The sequence below is a fragment of the Micromonospora sp. DT201 genome, assembly GCF_049841575.1.
GTDB lineage: Bacteria > Actinomycetota > Actinomycetes > Mycobacteriales > Micromonosporaceae > Micromonospora.
Map to the genome: position 1 here is coordinate 38,813 of NZ_JBNCKP010000018.1, position 17,445 is coordinate 56,257.

19 protein-coding genes are annotated in these 17,445 nt (G+C 70.6%); 5 read left to right on the forward strand and 14 right to left on the reverse strand.

The window, feature by feature from the left end:
• Positions 1-25: 25 nt before the first annotated feature.
• On the reverse strand, positions 26-1,132 hold the full coding sequence (locus ACLQ28_RS25375) for an FAD-dependent monooxygenase (protein ID WP_425688776.1): 1,107 nt from the start codon (positions 1,130-1,132) through the stop codon (positions 26-28).
• Between the two features lie 299 nt (positions 1,133-1,431).
• Here ACLQ28_RS25375 and ACLQ28_RS25380 point away from each other — a divergent pair, with 299 nt between their 5' ends.
• Positions 1,432-2,553: a GH12 family glycosyl hydrolase domain-containing protein gene (locus ACLQ28_RS25380; RefSeq protein ID WP_425688777.1), complete on the forward strand. Its 1,122-nt coding sequence runs from the start codon at positions 1,432-1,434 to the stop codon at positions 2,551-2,553.
• Positions 2,554-2,620: 67 nt separating this feature from the next.
• On the opposite strand, the gene ACLQ28_RS25385 is transcribed toward ACLQ28_RS25380, so the two are convergent.
• From ACLQ28_RS25385 to ACLQ28_RS25395, 3 genes are all read right to left on the reverse strand, one after another.
• A complete protein-coding gene (locus ACLQ28_RS25385) occupies positions 2,621-3,583 on the reverse strand; it encodes an N-acetylmuramoyl-L-alanine amidase (RefSeq protein ID WP_425688778.1) in 963 nt (320 codons plus the stop codon).
• Positions 3,583-3,735: a hypothetical protein gene (locus ACLQ28_RS25390; protein ID WP_184181929.1), complete on the reverse strand. Its 153-nt coding sequence runs from the start codon at positions 3,733-3,735 to the stop codon at positions 3,583-3,585. The genes ACLQ28_RS25385 and ACLQ28_RS25390 overlap by 1 nt, the downstream gene beginning before the upstream one ends.
• 126 nt (positions 3,736-3,861) lie before the next feature.
• Positions 3,862-4,650 carry an aldo/keto reductase gene (locus ACLQ28_RS25395; RefSeq protein ID WP_425688779.1) on the reverse strand — a complete coding sequence of 263 codons (789 nt, stop codon included), beginning with the start codon at positions 4,648-4,650 and terminating at the stop codon, positions 3,862-3,864.
• A gap of 117 nt (positions 4,651-4,767) precedes the next feature.
• Here ACLQ28_RS25395 and ACLQ28_RS25400 point away from each other — a divergent pair, with 117 nt between their 5' ends.
• Positions 4,768-5,970 carry a threonine synthase gene (locus ACLQ28_RS25400; protein WP_425688780.1) on the forward strand — a complete coding sequence of 401 codons (1,203 nt, stop codon included), beginning with the start codon at positions 4,768-4,770 and terminating at the stop codon, positions 5,968-5,970.
• Here the strand turns inward: ACLQ28_RS25400 and ACLQ28_RS25405 are convergent.
• The 4 genes from ACLQ28_RS25405 to ACLQ28_RS25420 all read right to left on the reverse strand — a co-directional run bounded on the left by ACLQ28_RS25405 (position 5,964) and on the right by ACLQ28_RS25420 (position 9,684).
• Positions 5,964-7,766: a glycoside hydrolase family 15 protein gene (locus tag ACLQ28_RS25405; RefSeq protein ID WP_425688781.1), complete on the reverse strand. Its 1,803-nt coding sequence runs from the start codon at positions 7,764-7,766 to the stop codon at positions 5,964-5,966. The genes ACLQ28_RS25400 and ACLQ28_RS25405 overlap by 7 nt on opposite strands.
• A 48-nt stretch (positions 7,767-7,814) precedes the next feature.
• Positions 7,815-8,207, reverse strand: coding sequence for a cupin domain-containing protein (locus ACLQ28_RS25410; protein ID WP_425688782.1), 393 nt, complete (start codon positions 8,205-8,207; stop codon positions 7,815-7,817).
• Between the two features lie 237 nt (positions 8,208-8,444).
• Positions 8,445-9,332: a sulfotransferase domain-containing protein gene (locus ACLQ28_RS25415; RefSeq protein WP_425688783.1), complete on the reverse strand. Its 888-nt coding sequence runs from the start codon at positions 9,330-9,332 to the stop codon at positions 8,445-8,447.
• 70 nt (positions 9,333-9,402) lie between these two features.
• Positions 9,403-9,684 (reverse strand): adhesin, encoded by a 282-nt coding sequence (locus tag ACLQ28_RS25420; RefSeq protein WP_406075384.1) that lies wholly within the window; start codon positions 9,682-9,684, stop codon positions 9,403-9,405.
• Between the two features lie 419 nt (positions 9,685-10,103).
• Here ACLQ28_RS25420 and ACLQ28_RS25425 point away from each other — a divergent pair, with 419 nt between their 5' ends.
• Positions 10,104-10,820: an MIP/aquaporin family protein gene (locus ACLQ28_RS25425; protein ID WP_425688784.1), complete on the forward strand. Its 717-nt coding sequence runs from the start codon at positions 10,104-10,106 to the stop codon at positions 10,818-10,820.
• Positions 10,821-10,868: 48 nt separating this feature from the next.
• Here ACLQ28_RS25425 and ACLQ28_RS25430 read toward each other — a convergent pair whose 3' ends face one another.
• The 3 genes from ACLQ28_RS25430 to ACLQ28_RS25440 all read right to left on the reverse strand — a co-directional run bounded on the left by ACLQ28_RS25430 (position 10,869) and on the right by ACLQ28_RS25440 (position 12,992).
• Complete coding sequence (locus ACLQ28_RS25430) at positions 10,869-11,204, reverse strand: hypothetical protein (RefSeq protein ID WP_425688785.1); 336 nt, start codon at positions 11,202-11,204, stop codon at positions 10,869-10,871.
• 102 nt (positions 11,205-11,306) lie between these two features.
• On the reverse strand, positions 11,307-12,272 hold the full coding sequence (locus ACLQ28_RS25435; protein ID WP_425688786.1) for a hypothetical protein: 966 nt from the start codon (positions 12,270-12,272) through the stop codon (positions 11,307-11,309).
• A 126-nt stretch (positions 12,273-12,398) separates the two neighbouring features.
• On the reverse strand, positions 12,399-12,992 hold the full coding sequence (locus ACLQ28_RS25440; protein ID WP_425688787.1) for a pentapeptide repeat-containing protein: 594 nt from the start codon (positions 12,990-12,992) through the stop codon (positions 12,399-12,401).
• Positions 12,993-13,089: 97 nt separating this feature from the next.
• Here ACLQ28_RS25440 and ACLQ28_RS25445 point away from each other — a divergent pair, with 97 nt between their 5' ends.
• Positions 13,090-14,322: a serine hydrolase domain-containing protein gene (locus tag ACLQ28_RS25445; RefSeq protein ID WP_425688788.1), complete on the forward strand. Its 1,233-nt coding sequence runs from the start codon at positions 13,090-13,092 to the stop codon at positions 14,320-14,322.
• Between the two features lie 417 nt (positions 14,323-14,739).
• Here the strand turns inward: ACLQ28_RS25445 and ACLQ28_RS25450 are convergent, their stop codons facing one another.
• A complete protein-coding gene (locus ACLQ28_RS25450; protein WP_425688789.1) occupies positions 14,740-15,204 on the reverse strand; it encodes a PPOX class F420-dependent oxidoreductase in 465 nt (154 codons plus the stop codon).
• 41 nt (positions 15,205-15,245) lie between these two features.
• Positions 15,246-15,884: a DUF6642 family protein gene (locus ACLQ28_RS25455; RefSeq protein ID WP_425688790.1), complete on the reverse strand. Its 639-nt coding sequence runs from the start codon at positions 15,882-15,884 to the stop codon at positions 15,246-15,248.
• A 315-nt stretch (positions 15,885-16,199) separates the two neighbouring features.
• On the opposite strand from ACLQ28_RS25455, the gene ACLQ28_RS25460 reads away from it, so the two are divergent.
• Complete coding sequence (locus tag ACLQ28_RS25460) at positions 16,200-16,979, forward strand: D-Ala-D-Ala carboxypeptidase family metallohydrolase (protein WP_425688791.1); 780 nt, start codon at positions 16,200-16,202, stop codon at positions 16,977-16,979.
• A 100-nt stretch (positions 16,980-17,079) separates the two neighbouring features.
• On the opposite strand, the gene ACLQ28_RS25465 is transcribed toward ACLQ28_RS25460, so the two are convergent.
• Entirely contained in the window at positions 17,080-17,439 is a 360-nt protein-coding gene (locus ACLQ28_RS25465) for a hypothetical protein (RefSeq protein WP_425688792.1), read from the reverse strand.
• Between the last annotated feature and the right edge of the window lie 6 nt (positions 17,440-17,445).

Consider the following 17,445-nt stretch of genomic DNA (forward strand, 5'->3'; position numbering starts at 1 on the left):
TGGCGTGACACGATCTCCAACGGGGCTACAGCGGGCCGAGCAGGAGCCGGTAGTGCTCCCCGAAGATCCGGCCGCCGCGTCCACGCAGCAGCGGGTCGCGCAGCGCCGGCGGCACGTCCCTGGTCCGGTTGCGGTCCCGGGTCCGGTCCCGCACCCATCGGGTACGCGGACGGCGACGACTCTCGTACGCCACCAGGGCGGCCTCCACGGTGCCGGCGGCACGCAGCGACTCGGCCAGCACTACGGCGTCCTCCAGTGCCATCGCCGCGCCCTGGGACAGCGTGGGCGCGGTGGCGTGCGCGGCGTCTCCGACCAGCAGCACTCTCCCCCGGTGCCAGCGGCCCAACTCCACCTCGTCGGTGATCCCGACGTGCACCCCGTCGAGTGCCGCCAGCACCTCGGGCACCGGGCCGCGGTAGTCGGCGAAGAGTTCGCGCAGCCGGGTCAGGGGGTCGGTGGGCGCAACGGTGCCGGCCTCGTCGGCGTAGATGTGTAGCCGCCCAGCGTCGATCGGCACCATCAGGAACCCGGAGCGCTGGCCGAGCAGGGCGGTCCACTCGGTGACCGGTGGACCGTCGCGCAGCACCGCCCGGTAGACCACTTGACCGGCCGGCCGGGGCGGCCCGCCGAGCGCGGCCAGGGCGCGGACCGAGGAGCGCGGCCCGTCGGCGCCGACCACCAGGTCGTACTCGGTGGTGGTGCCGTCGGTGAAGGTGACCCCGACCGCGCCCGGCAGCAGTTCCAGGGTGCGAACCTCGGCGCCGTGCCGGACGGCACCGCCGGCGCCGCTGAGCAGCACCCGGTGCAGGTCGGCCCGGGGCAGCGCCCGACACTCGCCGACGCCGGCCCAGAGGGCGTCGAGGTCGACCTCGCAGAGATGCGCGCCGGTGGCGTCGAAGAACCGCTGGCGGTGGATCACCTGCCCGAGCGGGCGGACCGGGTCGTGCAGATCGAGCCGGTGCAGCGCGCGGGCGGCATTGCCGGGCAAGTAGAGGCCGGTTTCGGTGGACTCCCCCGGTGGCAGCCTGTCCGTGACGTCGGGCCGGAAGCCGGCCAGGCGCAGCGCCCGGGCCACGGCCAGGCCGGCGATGCCCGCGCCGACGACGAGGATGCGCAGGGGGGAGCCACCCATGGTGGTGTACGCCTCCGGAGGGGGAGCGGAACGCGTTGGAGGCAACACGCTACTCGGAGCTATTGCCGCACACCAGGGCCAATCGGCCGGCTCGGCGGCGCTCGTCGGCGACTCGCGTCGCTTAGCTGGCCGACCGGCGACAGCCGTCCGGCGGGGCGTGGCAATCCTCACATTTCACCGGTTTGGCTCATGCAGTTGCGCCTAAGTTTCAAGCATGTAAATGTGTCATTGAGCGTGGGAGCGCTCCCGCACTGCCCCACCACATCCGGCGCCCGGCACGCGCCGAGTCAAGGAGTGTCATGAAACGTCCACTTCGGGCCCTGGTCGCCGCCGGCCTGCTGCTCAGCGGCTCACTCGTCGCCGTGGCCCTCGGCGGCAACGCCTCCGCCGACACCCAGATCTGCGAACAGTACGGCTCGACAGTCATTCAGGGCCGGTACGTGGTGCAGAACAACCGTTGGGGCACCACCGCCCAGCAGTGCATCAACGTCACCAGCAACGGCTTCGAGATCACCACCCTGAACGGCAGCAGCCCTACCAACGGCGCGCCGACGGCGTACCCCTCGGTGTTCTTCGGTTGTCACTACACCAACTGCTCCCCCGGCACGAACCTGCCGATCCAGGTGTCCCAGATCAGCAGCGCCACCAGCAGCATCTCCTATCGGTACGTGAGTGGCGCCATCTACAACGCGTCGTACGACATCTGGCTGGACCCGTCGCCCAAGCGGGACGGGGTGAACCAGATGGAGATCATGATCTGGCTCAACCGGCAGGGCCCGATCCAGCCCATCGGCTCGGTAGTCGGCACGACGACCCTGGCCGGCCGGACCTGGGAGGTCTGGCGGGGCAGCAACGGCTCCAACAACGTCATCTCGTACGTCGCGTCGTCGGCGATCTCCAGCCTGAACTTCAGCGTGCTGGACTTCATCAACGACACCCGCAACCGGGGCGCGATCACCAACTCCTGGTACCTGACCAGCATCCAGGCCGGCTTCGAGCCCTGGCAGGGTGGCGTCGGCCTCGCGGTGAACTCGTTCTCGGCCAACGTCAACGGTGGCGGCCAGCCACCGACCAACCCGACGACCCCGCCGCCGAGCGGTGGCGCGAGGTGCGCGGTGAAATACACGGCCAACTCGTGGAACAACGGCTTCACGGCCGACGTGCAGATCACCAACACCGGGTCCAGCGCGATCAACGGCTGGACGCTGACCTACAGCCTGCCGAGCGGGCAGCAGGTCACCAACGCCTGGAACGCCACGGTGAGCCAGAGCGGGTCCACGGTGACCGCCCGGAATGTCGGCCACAACGGGTCCGTGGCACCCGGCGGCACGGCAAGCTTCGGCTACCAGGGCACCCTGAGCGGGTCGTACTCGTCACCGACGAGCTTCTCGCTCAACGGGGCCACCTGCTCCCGCACCTAAAGCACTATCGCCACTGACAGTGGGGGCGTGACCACCCGGTCACGCCCCCACCGCTCTGCCAGGATCGTCAGACCCGGGTGAGGCGTACGGCGTCGGCGATGACGAGACCGGTGGCGCTGCTCCACCGGCTCACGCCCACCCGGTTGGCGTCGCCGGCTGGCAGCGTGAACGTGCCGAGGACCCGCCACTGCCCGCCGGTGGCGCGTTGGTCGACACGGACGGTCTGGTTGCCGCTGCTGGTGGCGACGATGTACGGGGCCGCGCTGTTGTAGCCGGAGTTGGCCGGCCACCAGGCGTCGACCCGGTAGTTGGCGGTGGCCGGGACATTGAACCGGTACCACGCGACGTCGCTGGCGGCGATCGGGTCCGCGTACCGGTAGTCGGTGCCGTACCGCTGCCCGGAGTACGACGACACGCCCCAGTTTGCGCTGGCGGTGAAGCGGCCGGAGGTGGTGTTGTCCACGGTGGATGACCAGGCCGTGCCGCCGGCCATCTTCGCTGCCACGTCGGCCCGCATCACGTTCAGGTCGATGAAGGACGGGTCGATCTTGCCGGTGGTGCTGGTTTCCCGGTGCCCCCGGGCGTAGCTGCTGTCCCGGCCCAGGCGGGTGAGCACGGCGGCGGTGGCGGCGAGCGACGCGCTGTACTGCGCCGCGGTCATCTCCTGGCTGACGCCGTTGTAGTCGATCTCCCACCCGATCATCAGGGTGTTGCCGTCACCCGCCGGGATCGGTCCGCTGCCGCCGCTGACCCCGGCGTGGTTGCAGCGGCCCGCCGAGATGACGTGGAAGACGCCGTTGTAGTCGACGAGCGCCTGACAGAGCGGGCCGGGCAGGTCCGACCGGCCGTTGATGCAGATGCCGAGCGCCGGGTGCGGGTTGCTGGCGCTGGAGGTCGAGGCGGTGTGGTGCCAGAGCACCCCGATGGGGTCGAAGGAGCCTGGTCGCATCCGGTTGAGCCAGTCGCCCTCGACGACGACCTGGACTCCGGCGGCGCGCAGCACGTCCACCAGCCAGGGGATCGTCGCCATCAGGCGTCCTGAAGCAGGTCGGCGAGACACTCGGCCTTCGGCGCGGCGCTCGCCGGGGCGGGTCGGGCGACGACGGTCAGCGCGGCGGCCACCAGGGCGGGGATGCCGAGCACCCCGCGACGGCGCAGACGGATGGATGGTGATCGGGCCATGGCGAGCCTCCAGCGAGGGCGGGTTCGATCGGATCGACGATCGTGATGACGGGCACGCTATACCGTCACGAATGTCGATGTCGATACCCTTCACTGCCGAGTCGCGCACTGAAGAAAATCGCCGGTTCAGACCTCGCCGAGCGCGTCGATGTCGCGCATCTCCTCGGCCGTCAGCGAAAAGTGGAAGACGTCGAAGTTGGCGGTGATCCGCTCCGGGGTCACCGACTTCGGGATCACCACGATCTCGTGGTCGATGTGCCACCGCAGCACCACCTGCGCCGGGGAGACACCGTGCGCGGCGGCGATCCTGGTCAGCACCGGGTCGCTGAGGTCGCTGGTCTTGAACGGGCTGTATCCCTCCAGCACCACACCCCGGTCCCGGTGCTCGGCGTGCCGCTGCCGGTCGTACAGCGCTGGGCTCCATTTGATCTGGTTGACCGCCGGGTTCTCCTCGGTCGACTGGATCAGCTCGTCGATCTCCGCGGTGCTGTAGTTGCTGACGCCGACCGCCCGGACCAGGTTCTCGTCCCGGGCGGCCAGCAGCTCGCGCCACAGCGGGATGCTGTCCGCCGGTGACGACGGCGTCCAGTGGATCAACCAGAGGTCGACCTGGTCGACGCCGAGCGCCTCCAGGCTGGCCTCCAACGTCGCGCGTTCCCGGCCCACCCGGTCCGGGGGGAGCTTGGTGGTGATGAAGACGTCCTCGCGACGCAGCCCGCTCTCCTGCACCGCCCGGCCGACCTCCCGCTCGTTGCCATACATGGTGGCGGTGTCGAGGTGCCGGTAGCCGGTGTCGAGCGCGGCCAGCACCGCCTCGTAACCGGCCTGGCCGGTGGCCTGCCAGGTGCCGAAGCCGAGCAGGGGCATCTGCACGTCCCCGGGGAGCAGGGCGGTGGGCTGGTCGGTGAGGTCCATGAGGTCCGTTCTACCCCGCCGAGCCGGTGCCCGCCGAGCGAACCGGACACTCCGGCACCCAGCACGGTGGTCCGGTTTACCGGAGAATGCGGGTGTGACCGACCGGCGAGGAGCAACGTGTACCTGACTCACCTGGACTGCCCGCGCTGCGGACGGGAGTCAACGGCCGACCAGCTGCAGAACCTCTGCGAGTGCGGTTCCCCGCTGCTGGCCCGCTATGACCTCCCGGCGGTGGCGAAGGCGGTCACCCCGGAACGCTTTCCGCTGCGCCCGGCGGACCTGTGGCGCTACCGGGAGCTCCTGCCGGTGGGCGACCCCCGGCATGTCACCACGCTCGGCGAGGGCTGGACGCCGCTGCTGCGCGCCCCCGCGTACGGCGCCGAGATCGGCATCGCGGACCTGATGGTCAAGGACGAGGGGTTGATCCCGACCGGCTCGTTCAAGGCGCGTGGTGCGGCAGTCGGTGTGAGCCGGGCCCGTGAGCTGGGCGTCGAGCGGATCGCGATGCCCACCAACGGCAACGCCGGGTCGGCCTGGGCGACGTACGCCGCGCGGGCCGGGATGGGTGCGACCATCGTCATGCCGTTGGCGGCGCCGAGCATCTGCCGGCGTGAGTGCGTCGCCGCCGGTGCGGACCTGCGCCTGATCGACGGGCTGATCGGCGATGCTGGCCGGTGGGTGGCCGAGCTGATCGCGGAGTCGAACGGGGCGATCTTCGACGCCGGCACGCTGCGCGAGCCCTACCGGCTGGAGGGCAAGAAGACGATGGGGTACGAGATCGTCGAGCAGCTCGGCTGGCAGGCGCCCGACGTGATCATTTATCCGACCGGTGGCGGTGTCGGCCTGATCGGCATCCACAAGGCGCTGCACGAGCTGCGCGAGCTGGGCTGGATCGGCGACAAGCTGCCCCGGCTGGTGGCGGTGCAGTCGACCGGCTGCGCACCGATCGTGCGGGCGTTCGCCGCCGGCGAGGAGCGGGCGCAGCCGTGGGCGGACGCGCAGACGGTGGCGTTCGGTATCACCGTGCCGGCGCCGCTGGGCGACGAGCTGATCCTGGCGGCGCTGCGGGAGTCCTCCGGCACGGCTGTCGCCGTCGACGACGCGGACATCCTGGCAGATCTTCGGGACTTCGCCGCCCGGGAAGGGCTGCTGCTCTGCCCGGAAGGGGCGGCTTGCCTGACCGCGGCACGGCAGCTACGCGCGGGCGGGTGGATCCGAGCCGGCGAGCGGGTGGTCGTGCTCAACACGGGCGCTGGGTTGAAGTATCCGGACACGGTCGACGTTTCTGGCGTACCTCTGGTGGAGCCGATCGCTCAGTAACTGTCCGGCTTGGTCAACCGCCAGGCCGCGTTGATCAGCCCGATGTGGGAGAGCGCCTGCGGGGTGTTGCCGAGCTGCATCCCGGTGGACAGGTCGATCTGCTCGCTGAACAGCCCCACGTCGTTGGAGTATCCGACGACCCGCTCGAAGAGCGCCTCGGCCCGCTGCTGCTCACCCGTCATCACCAGGCACTCCACCAGCCAGAACGAGCACAGCAGAAATCCGGCCGGGTCGGTCGACCACCGCCGCAGCAGTCCGTCCTCGGTGCCCAGGTCGCGCTCGACCATCGCGATGGTCGACCGCATCCGCGGGTCGGTGGCCGGGAGGAAGTGCGTGACCGGCAGGGTGAGCACCGAGGCGTCCAACTCCGCCGAGCCGAATGCGCCGGTGAACGCCCCGATCCGCTCGTTCCACCCCTCACGCAGCACGGTGTCACTGATCTCGTCGCGGATCGTGGCCCAGCGACGTGGGTCGGCCCGATCGCCGAGCCGGTCGGCGAGCCCCACTGCCCGGTCCATCGTGAGCCAACAGGCCACCTTGGACGAGACGTAGTGGCGGTCCTCGTCCCGGGTCTCCCAGATACCCCGGTCCGGCAGACGCCACGTCGCGGCCACCTGCTCGGTCAGCCCGAGCACCATCTCGCACAACTCGCCCTCGAACGTCGCGCCGAGGTAGTCGCGCAGGCGCCACACCGCGGACATCACCTGACCCGGCACGTCGAGCTGCCGCTGCCGCCAGGCGTCATTGCCGACCCGCACGGGCCTGCTGCCACGGTATCCGCGCAGATGGGAGCAGTGGTGCTCGGAGATGTCGCGCTCGCCCTCCAGCCCGAAGAGCACCGGCACGGGCTCGTCGCCGAACCGGCCGATCGAGCGGGTCGCCCAGGCGAACAGCCGGGACGTCTCGTCGGGGCAGGCCGCCACCCACAGCGCCCGCATCGTCAACGAGAAGTCCCGCAGCCAGGAGTATCGGTAGTCGTAGTTCCGGTCGCCGCCGATCTGCTCCGGCAACGAGGAGGTCAGCGCGGCGGCGACCGCGCCACTGCGGGCGTACGTGAGGCCGGTCAGGACCGTCGAGCTGTGCTTGACGAGTTCGGGGTAGCGGCCGGAATACCCGTGCGTTTCCCGGAACGCCTGCCATGCCTGTGTGGTCTCGGCGAGGGTGGTCAGCGGGTCAACCTGGGCCGGCGGGTCGCCGTACGCCGCACCGAAGGCCAGGTCCATGCCGATCACCTGACCGGAGGAGACCTCGAACTCCTGGGTCACCCGGTCGGTGCCCGCTCGCAGGTGCAGATCCCCTGCGCGCAACACCAGCACCATGGGGCCGGCGCCGGCCAGCACCCCGCCGTCCGGCTGCTCGTGCAGGTACGGCGTGAGCAGGCCGTACTCCGGGCGGGGCGCGAAGTCCAATGCCATCCGCACCCGGCCGGACAGCCCCTGGACCACCCGGATCAGCACGGCGGGCGAGTTCTTACCCAGCTCGTGGGCGCGGGCACCGACCTCGGCGGCCAGGGCATCGGTGACCGCCACGCTGCCGTGCGGAGTGTGGTGCACCGTCCGCAGCACCAACGTGTCCGGCAGGTACGCGCGCTCCACCCGGAACCCCGGGCCGCCGACCCCGACCGGCGCCAGCCGGAAGTGGCCAGCCCCCGGGTCGAGCAGCCGCGCGAACACGGACGACCCGTCGAACCGGTGTGGGCACCACCAGTCGACCGAGCCGTCCTTGCCGACCAACGCCCCCGAACGGGAGTCCGAGAGGAACCCGTAGTCGGAGATCGGCGGCTGCTGCTGTTCCACCCGCCGGGGGTACCCGCATCGGCCTGGATCAGACCGCTGCCGGCCCGGTCACCCCGTCGGTGGCTCGTCCTTGCCCGCCGCCTCGGCCGCGTCGGCCTCCTTCTTGGTGCGGTGTACGGCCTGGTCGGCGTGCTCCGGCGGCCCGTAGACGGTGTACAGCACCAGCGGGTTGGGGCCGGTGTTGACGAAGTTGTGCTTGGTGCCCGCCGGCACCACGACCAGGTCGCCCGCGACGACCTTCCGCTTCGCACCGGCGACCCGGGCCTCACCAACGCCGCTGACGAAGGTCAGGATCTGGTCGACGTCCTCGTGCACCTCCTCGCCGATCTCCCCATCGGCGGGGATGGTCATGATGACCAACTGGGTGTGGTCACCGGTCCACAGCACCCGCCGGAAATCTGGACTCTTCTCGGCAATGGTCGCGATCGTGAAATGCTCCATGCCCGCGCTCATACCCCGTTCGGCTGCGCGCCACGCCGGGACACACAGATGGTGGAATTCCCCACGGTCGGAAGGTTTGGACCTGCGCGGACCGGGGATCGATCACTCTGACCGGCGCAAACGGCCGGTCGAGCCAGGTCCCCGCTGGCGTACCGCCGAACGGCTGCGGTGGTGGGAGACGGCCAGAGCGCGGCGACGTTCCGACCACGGTCGAAGCGGCGCCGTGCGCTCGTTTGACTATCGATGCAGCCAGTTGAGCAGGTCGGGCGGGGCCAATGCCGCCGTACGCTGCCGGTAGTGGGCCTGCGCGGACGAGTCCAGCAGGCTGCGGCCCTGGCCCGAGGCGCCCTGGCGGAAGAACGCCTGCCGGTCGCGCAGCACGCCGAGGGTGTCCGGGGCGAGCCGGTCGGCGCGCTCCCGCATCTGCCCGAACGTGGCCGCCTCGACCAGGTCGGGCCAGCGCTCGGAAGGGACCGGGATGTCCCACCGGTCGGCGAGCCGGCGCATCTCACCGCCCAGGTCGGCCAACAGGTCGTCGTAGTGCACCAGCTCGACGTTCGGCTCGTGCCGGCGGGCCCAGGCGTCGCGCAGATGCAACATCACCCCGGGCAGCGAATCCAGCTCGACGCGCGGGTCCGCCTCCTGGTCGACCCAGCTCGTCAGCCACTGCTCCACCGGTTGGCGTGCCCGAGGCGGCCCGGCCGGGGCAGGCTGGCCGGTCAGCTCGGCGAGGCGCACCCGGTCCAGGTTGCCGGCCTGGTGGTAGAGGGAGACCGCCATGTCCAGCGGGTGCCGGGCCACCACCACGTACTGCACCCGGGGATCGAGAGGCACGCCGTCCAGCGGGGTGTGCGTCTTGATGAACCGCCGGTGCGGTTGCGCGGCCAGTCTGTCGAACACCGCTTCCCGAGGCTCGACCAACCAGTCCAGCCACGGCGAGAGCACGGTCAGCGGCGCCGGCAACTCCGGGGTGCCCAGCACCAGGAGCGCGCAGATCATCTGCATCCAGGTCGTACCGCTCTTGGACCGGGTGCTGATCACGATGTCGCCGTCGCGGAACGGGAAACCCGCCCACCGGCCGCTGTCCTCGTCGTCGGATCGGTACCGGTGAGCTGGCGTGAGCATCGGAGGAGCGTAGTCGTCGAGCCACAGCCGAGCAGCCCAATTCTGACCCGCTGGGCGGGCTCAGCCTCGCTTACTGCCGCTCGGTGAAGCCGAACTGGATGATGCCCTCGTCGTCGACGGTGGCGTCCACAGACGCGTCACCGAGCAGCTCGGCGGCATCCTCGTCCAGGAAGATCCGGGCACCCTGGTTGTCGACAACGCGATCGCCCTGCACCGGCTCGGGCACCAACTCCACAGTGAGCGAGCCGGCCTCGGTGTCGGCGGCGATGCGTACTCCGCCGTCCTGGGCGACGTCCTGTTGGTTGGCTAGGTCGCGGATGACGAGCACGGCGTTATCGGTCATGGTGAGCATTTGCGGAACTCCTCGTGGATTCTCGGCTCGCGGTCGAATACTGCGCAGACCGGACAGTCGGCCCGCGTACGAGCCACGTGGGAGGCGACAGGAGGGCGAACGGTCGTCGCGCCGTCGCATCGAATCGGGGCAGCTGACGGCCCCGTCACTCCCACCGTGCCCGCTGCTGGACCATCCGTCAAATAGAGGCAGATCAGTCGAGAGCGGCGGCCGGGGTCAGCCAGGCGCGAATCTCGTCGACGGCCGCGCGGCCGCCCCGGTTGGCTCCGATCGTGCTGGCCGAGGGGCCGTAGCGGAGCGAGATGGTCGATGGCGGGGTCTGGTGTGAGCCGGTAGAACATGGGTAGCCCTCATCGTTCGCGCCGATCACAGACGGCCATTCCGGTTATGACCAGCGGATCTGTGTTTACGCTGCGCTTATGAGTGATTACCGTCGGTATGCGGCCGAGTTCATCGGCACCCTGCTGCTGGTCTTCTTCGGAGTGGGTAGCGCCGTCGCCGCGCGGATTGACGGCGGTGTGGTGGTGGTCGCGCTGGCCTTCGGGTTCGTGATGGTCGCCCTCGTCTACACGATCGGCCCACTGTCCGGCAGCCACGTCAACCCGGCGGTGACGCTCGGTGTGCTGCTCTCCGGAAAGATCTCGGTGATCGGCGCGGTGGCGTACTGGATCGCGCAGTTCGTCGGCGCGACCGTGGCCGCCTTCGTGCTCTGGGCGCTGACCCGCTGGGGCGACATGGCGGACCAGACCGGGGCGCTGGGCACGAACGGTTACGGCGCGCACATCAACCGGGGCGGTGCCGCCGTGCTGGAGGTCGTCCTGACCTTCCTCTTCGTGCTGGTCGTCCTGGTGGTCACCAGCCGCAGCGAGAATCCGGGCACCGCAGGGCTGGCCATCGGGCTGGCCCTCGCAGCGACCCAACTGGTGGGAGTGACGCTGACCGGCGCCGCGGTCAACCCCGCCCGCGCGTTCGGCCCGGCGGTGTTCGAGGGTGGCGTGGCCCTGCGGCAGCTCTGGGTGTTCATCGTCTTCCCGCTGCTCGGCGGGGCGCTCGCCGCGCTGGTCGCACCGATGGTCATGGGGGCGCAGCGGCACTACTGGGGTGGCCACGACAAGTCGGTCGGCCGGCCGTCATAGTCCAGCCGGAGCGCCCGGCGCCGGTGCGCCTCCCGGCCGGACGCACGCTCAGGCCGGACGGTCCGGTGGGGGGACCACCGCCGTCGGGTCGCCACGTTCGATGAGCGCGGCGATGTCGGCAGCCCGCAGCCCGCGCAGCGCCAGCACCCGGGTGCCCCAGCGGTGCAGGCGGCACGGGTGCGGGCTGGCGTCGTTACGGCAGACCACTCCCCCGGACCACCGCTGGGGGGCGTGCACCACCACCGCCCGCACCGCGAACTGGGTGTCCTCGCCCGTCACGTATGGCGGCAGGGGGATGTCGCGGAGCCCGTCCGCGGACGCTTCACCGGCAAGGGCAACGGACGAAGCGGCACGACGGACGCGGTGGGCTGTACTGCTATTCATCTCCGCTGCCTCCACACTGGATGGTCGGTTGGCGACAGCAAAAAGTTACGACCTCCTCGACCGTACGCGACGGACAAACTGTCCCGCTGTGCGATCGGTCGGTCAGCGGACCGCCACGGCCTGGAGGCCGACGTTGCCGCAGTGCGGGGTGAAGACCTTCTCGACGGTCCAGGTCAGCAGCAGTCGGGCGTCCTTCGGCAGCTTGAACCGGATCGTGAACTGAGCGCTCTGACTGGTGTACGGGTCTTCCAGGACCACGGTGCTGGCGGGCCCACCAGTGGACAACCGCGCTTCGAGGCGCCCCCGGGCCATCCAGATACCGCCGTAGACCTGGACCGTGCGCGGCTCACCACTGCCCGCGACGGCGAGGGTGAACCCGTTGCCGGCACCGCAGGTGTAGACGCCGTCGGAGTTGCCTCTCGCCGAGCGCTGCGACGAGCCGTCGGACCAGCGGACGTACTCCTGGTTGCCGTCCCAGCCGACCCGCTTGCCGGCGCCGCCCCCGTCGATGATCTCGCCGGAACCGGAGCGTTTGCGGACCGTCGAGTCGCCGCGGTGCTGCCCCCAGTGCATCCAGTCCCGGGTGCCAACGGCGGTGAGGTCGACCTCTGCGGGCATCTCCCCCTTGGTCACCGACAGCAGCGCCTTGGGCGATACCGGCGGCGCGGCGGGCGCGCTCGTCGACGGTGTCGGGTCGGGCGAGGGTGGGCGCTGGCGCGGACGCAGGCCAGGCATCGCCGGCCCCGCGTCGCCGGTGCGCCCGTCGGTGGCCGGGAGAGCGGGGGGACGGGCGGCACCGGCGGGCACGTCGCCCGAGCGTCCCGCCTGGTCGTCGCCGGTCTCCGGGTCGGACCGACTGCCGAGGTACGTGATCAACACCACCAGGCAGGTGAGTACGGCGACGCCCTCCACCGCCCAACGTCGCCACTGCCGGGCACGGGTAACCCGGCGCAGCGCGGTGCGGCTCTGCGCCCGCGTGCGGTCTTCCTCCGCCACCGACCCCTCCACCTTTACCGCCCGGCCGCCGTCGACCGTTGCGGATCGCACCGTCCACTGTGGTTGCTTCACGTATGCACCAGTGTGGACGACACGCTAGATCCGGACTGCCGGACGTGTCCAGCCCGCCACCGAACGCGGTCGGACAACCTGGCCCGCTCGGACGAGGGCTTGACTGGACCGCGGGCCGCCCGCGCGTCAGCCGATCCGGAAGCCGAGCAATTGCGCGATGACCACGGCCTGCTCGACGTCGACGATGGCACCGGCCCGCTCGACGACCGTCGGGTCGAGCGCGGTGAGATCGCTGCCGCGCAGGTCGGCGCCACCGAGCCGAACATTGAGCAGCTGCGCGCCGGAAAGATCGACGCCGGTGACGGTGGCACCGGTGAGGTTGGCCCTGGTCAGGTCCACCTCGCGCATCCGTACCCCGGTCAGCCGTGCGCCTCGCAGGTCGGCACCGGGCAGCGCGACGAAGGACCAGTCGCCGCCGTCCACCGCCAACGGACGCAGGTCGCAGTCGATGAAGGTGCTGCCGACCAGCTTGCAGCCGGTGAACTCGGCCTCGAAGAAGTTGCACCGCCTGAAGACGCAACGGGTGAAGGCGGAGTCGACGTGCCGGGAGGCGTTGAACAGCACGTTGCCGAACGTGCACCCGGTGAAGACCGCACCCCGGCTCACGGCCTCCGTCAGGTCAACGTCGAAGAACTCGCAACCCACAAAGTGCCGGTCGGTCAACTCCTCGCCGTACCAGTCCTCGTTGCGGAAGGTCACGTCCTCGGTCAGCTCCGGCATCCGGCCAGGTTAGTGGGCGTCAGCGACACTCTGCGGCCGGTGCGTCTGGTGGCGGCCCCCTTCCGGTAGCGGCGTACCGGCTAGTACGTTCGGCGACGTGAGTGTGGCTCGGAGCAAGGACCCGGATCAGATCGGTTTCGACCCGGCGCGGTTGGCGCGGATCGACGAGCACTTCGGCCGGTACGTCGACGACGGCCGGCTGGCCGGCTGGCAGGTGGTGGTCACCCGTCGCGGCGAGGTGGCGCACTCCTCGACGTACGGGCTTGCCGACCGGGAGTCGGGCACGCCGGTCGAGGCCGACACGCTCTGGCGCATCTACTCGATGACCAAGCCGGTCACCTCGGTCGCGGCGATGATGCTGTGGGAAGAGGGCCGGTTCGAGCTGACCGACGAGATCAGCCGTTGGCTGCCGGAGTTCGCCGACCTGCGGGTCTACTCCAAAGGATCGACGCTCAAGCCGTTCACCGTGCCGGCGACCGAGCCGATCCGGGTCTGGCACCTGCTCACCCACACCGCCGGCCTGACGTACGGCTTCATGCAGACCTCGGTGGTCGACGGGATCTACCGGGCCGCCGGCTACGACCTGTACCCGCCGGCCGACGTCGACCTCGCCGGCGCCTGTGCGGCCTTCGGCGAGCTGCCGCTGCTGTTCCAGCCCGGCTCCGCCTGGGGCTACTCCGTCGCCACCGACGTGCTCGGCCGGCTCGTCGAGGTGATCTCCGGGCAGAGCCTCGACGCGTTCTTCGCCGACCGGATCTTCGGCCCGCTGGGCATGACCGACACCCGCTGGTGGGTGGACGGCGACGAGACCGAGCGGCTGGCCGCGCTCTACGCACCGGATCCGCGCAGCGGCCGGGCGGTCCGCTACGACAGCCTCGGCGCGCTCGCGCACCGCAAGCCGGCCCTACTCTCCGGGGGCGGGGGTCTGATCTCCAGCGCCCACGACTACCACCGGTTCACCCAGCTGCTGCTGCGCGGCGGCGAGCTGGACGGCGTTCGGCTGCTCGGGCCGCGCACGGTGCGGTTCATGACCCGCAACCACCTACCCGCTGGCCAAGATCTGGGCGCCCTGTCCACCGGCGGCTTCGCCGAGACGACCCTGGACGGGATCGGCTTCGGCCTCGGGTTCGCGGTGGTCGACGACCCGATCCCCAGCCGGGTGCCGAGCAGCGTCGGCGAGTACTACTGGGGTGGCGTGGCCAGCACCGCGTTCTGGGTGGACCCAGCCGAGGAGATCACCGCGCTGCTGTTCGCCCAGCTGATGCCGTCGAGCACGTACCCGCTGCGCTCCCAGCTGCGCCAACTCGTCTACGCCGCCCTGGTCGACTGACCGAGACGACCGCCGGGCCGCTCGGCGCTGGCCTCCGCAGTCCCGGCGGCAGCTGGCGTCGGACGGTCCGGCTGCCGACCCCACCTGGCTGTCGCCGCCGCTGTAGAGCTGCCCCAGATGTGGGGCAAGCGGCGGCAGCTACCGCCCGGCGATCGCGCCACCCCCGGAACCGCAACGTCCCCCGGAACGCCCCCGGACCGCGCCACCCCCGGAACGCAGCCTCCCCCGGACCGCAACGTCCCCCGGAGCGCAACGTCCCCCGAACGCGACCGGCGACCTGCCGTCTCCAGCCGCCCCATATTCGGGGCAGCTCTACAGCACGGCGGTCCCACCCCATGACCTCCGCCTAGGGTGTCCGCGTTCGTCGTCAGTTGAGGTGGTCACGACGCCGCGCTGGCCTCCCGAGCGCAATCGACCTCAGTCGGCGAGGCGGGCCGGGAAGCCGCCGGTCGCGATCGGGCCCCAGGCGTCGATGGTGACCCGGATCAGCGACTTGCCCTGGCGCACCATGGCAGCCCGGTAGTCGTCCCAGTCCGGGTGCTCGCCGGAGATGCTGCGGAAGTAGTCGACAAGCGGCTCCAGCGCCTCGGGCAGATCGAGCACCTCGGCGGTGCCGTCGATCTGCACCCAGGGGCCGTCCCAGTCGTCGCTGAGCACGCAGGCGGAGACCCGGGGGTCGCGGCGGATGTTTGTCACCTTGGCCCGCTCGGGGTAGGTGGAGACGACCAGCCGGCCCTGCCCGTCGATCCCTGCGGAGACTGGCGACGACTGCGGGCGGCCGTCGGCCCGGGTGGTCATCAGCACGACGCGGTGTCGCGGCCGGAGGAAGTCGAGCAGGGCGTCCCGGTCGACCCGGGTGTTCTTTGCGATGCTGCGTGCCATCTCTCGTTCCTACCAGGTGCGGGCCCAGCGGTGGCGGCGGGTCAGCGAGGCCGGGCCGCGGAGCGGTGCACGGCCTGGGTGGGCACCCTGGGGCGACCGGACGGGCGCCAGGCCCGACCGTTGGCGTAGATCACCCGAAAGCCGAGGTACGAGGCAAGTGGCGCCCAGTGGGCGGAGCCCATCCGCAGCTCGGCGGCATTGTGCCGCTGGCCGTTGGCGAGCACGTCGAGCAGGACAGTTTCGAAGGCCGCCGACTCGACCCAGTCGACTTCTCGGGTGAAACCGCAGATCAGAGCGGCTCCGGTGATCTCCAGGAACTCGCGCAGCACCGCGTCCGAGGCCCGCAGCACCGAGCAACTGCCGAAATAGAGTCGCCGCCCCTCGGCGCGGCCGGCCATCAGCTCGGCCACCTCGTTCAGCTCCACGGACTGCCAGTCGGTGAGGCAGAGCCGGCTCGGCTCTCCGTGCATGGCGAAGAAACCGACCCGGTGGTCGGCGTACTGCTTGAGCAGCCAGCGGTCCAGGAAGTAGAACAGCTCGTCGCGGGTGGCCGCGTCCTTGTGGATGAAACGGATCTTGCCCAGTCGCTCCAGCAACTCGAGGGTGGGCAACACGGAGCCTCGCTCATTGAGGTCGCGGTGCCACTGACCCTCGACACAGAAGACGCCACCGCGTGCCACGCGCACCTCCGCCAGTCCGCCGCCCCGAGGCTGACGTTACCGCCCGCCAACTGCCGGGAAGCATCACCCTCGGTGTAGCAAAGTGCGACGTTCGGTGCGCTTGAGCGTTCTTGACCCCAGCAGGGCCGATCGGCAGTGAATGACTGTTTCGAAAATCAGGCGAATTCCCAGCCAATGCCCAGATACTGCGGATTGTGAGGACGATTCTCGTTAATCCCCTCCAACCGCAATCATCAGTGTCAGGGTGGAAATCACGGGACTTCTCGGTCGATGTCCCGGAGCCACCCCATTCGCTCTCCTATCGGGAGGACTTCTGTGCGCGTAAACACCTTGAAGCGAGCTGCCGTCGCATTCGCCCTGGCGCTGCCCGGGGCAGCAATCGCCACGGTGGTCGCCGCACCAGCAGCGCACGCGGACGGCTGTTACACCTGGAACCGCAACCTGTACCAGGGACGCTCGGGCGACGACGTCCGCCAGTTGCAGATCCGGGTCGCCGGCTGGGCCGGCTACCGGGACATCGTGGAGAACGACGGCCGCTACGGGCCGAAGACCGCCGCCGCAGTCAAGCGGTTCCAGCAGGCGTACGGACTGCGCGCCGACGGTGTCGCCGGCCCGCAGACCTACGCCAAGCTGTACCAACTCCAGGACAACGACTGCACGCCCGCGCACTTCGGCCACAACGAGCTCGACAACGGGTGCGGCGGCTCCGGCTACAGCGGTGGCCCGCTCTCGGCGACCCAGACCCGGCAGAACGCGCTACGCACCATGTGGAAGTTGGAGGCGCTGCGCAAGAGCCTCGGCGACAAGCCGCTCGACGTGTCCAGCGGGTTCCGCAGCCGCGCCTGCAACGAGCAGGTCGGCGGCGCGTCCGACAGCCAGCATCTGTACGGCAACGCGGCCGACGTCACCTCACGATCGTCCTCGCTGTGCCAGGTCGCCCGCAGTGCCCGCAACAGCGGCTTCAGCGGGATCTACGGTCCCGGATACCCCGACCACGACGACCACGTGCACGTCGACTCGCGGCGGGAGAACAACAGCGACAGCAGCTCGAACACGACCAGCTGGTCCGCTCCGGACTGCGGGGTCGGCAACTGAGCGGCCCGCTCAGAGCGACGTCGGCCCGACGCGGAGGGGGATCTTCGCGCCGGGCCGGCGTCACGTCGCCCCGGGTCGGGTGGGCGCAGGGGTGGCGCGCTCAGCTCGCCCGGGGCCAGCGCGGCGCGGGGACGGCGGGAGTCACCGGCCGGCCAGCGGCGGTGGGCCGTGCCCCCGGCGGGACGACCCGCGCGGCCTGCTGCCGCGACGGCCCGGTCGCCGTGAACGGGAAGGGCACATGCACGAACGGGTTGCCGTGCCGGATCAACGCCTCGATCTGCCGTTCGTTGAGCCCGTGTGTCTCCAACACCCGTCGCCCCCAGCGGTGCAGGCGACACGGGTAGGAGGCGCCGTCGTTGCGGCACAGCGGCCCGGTGGGCCACTCCTCGGCGGTGTGCACGACCACCGCCCGGACCGCGAGCCGAACATCCTCCGGGGTCAGCTGTGCCGGCACTGGCACCTCACC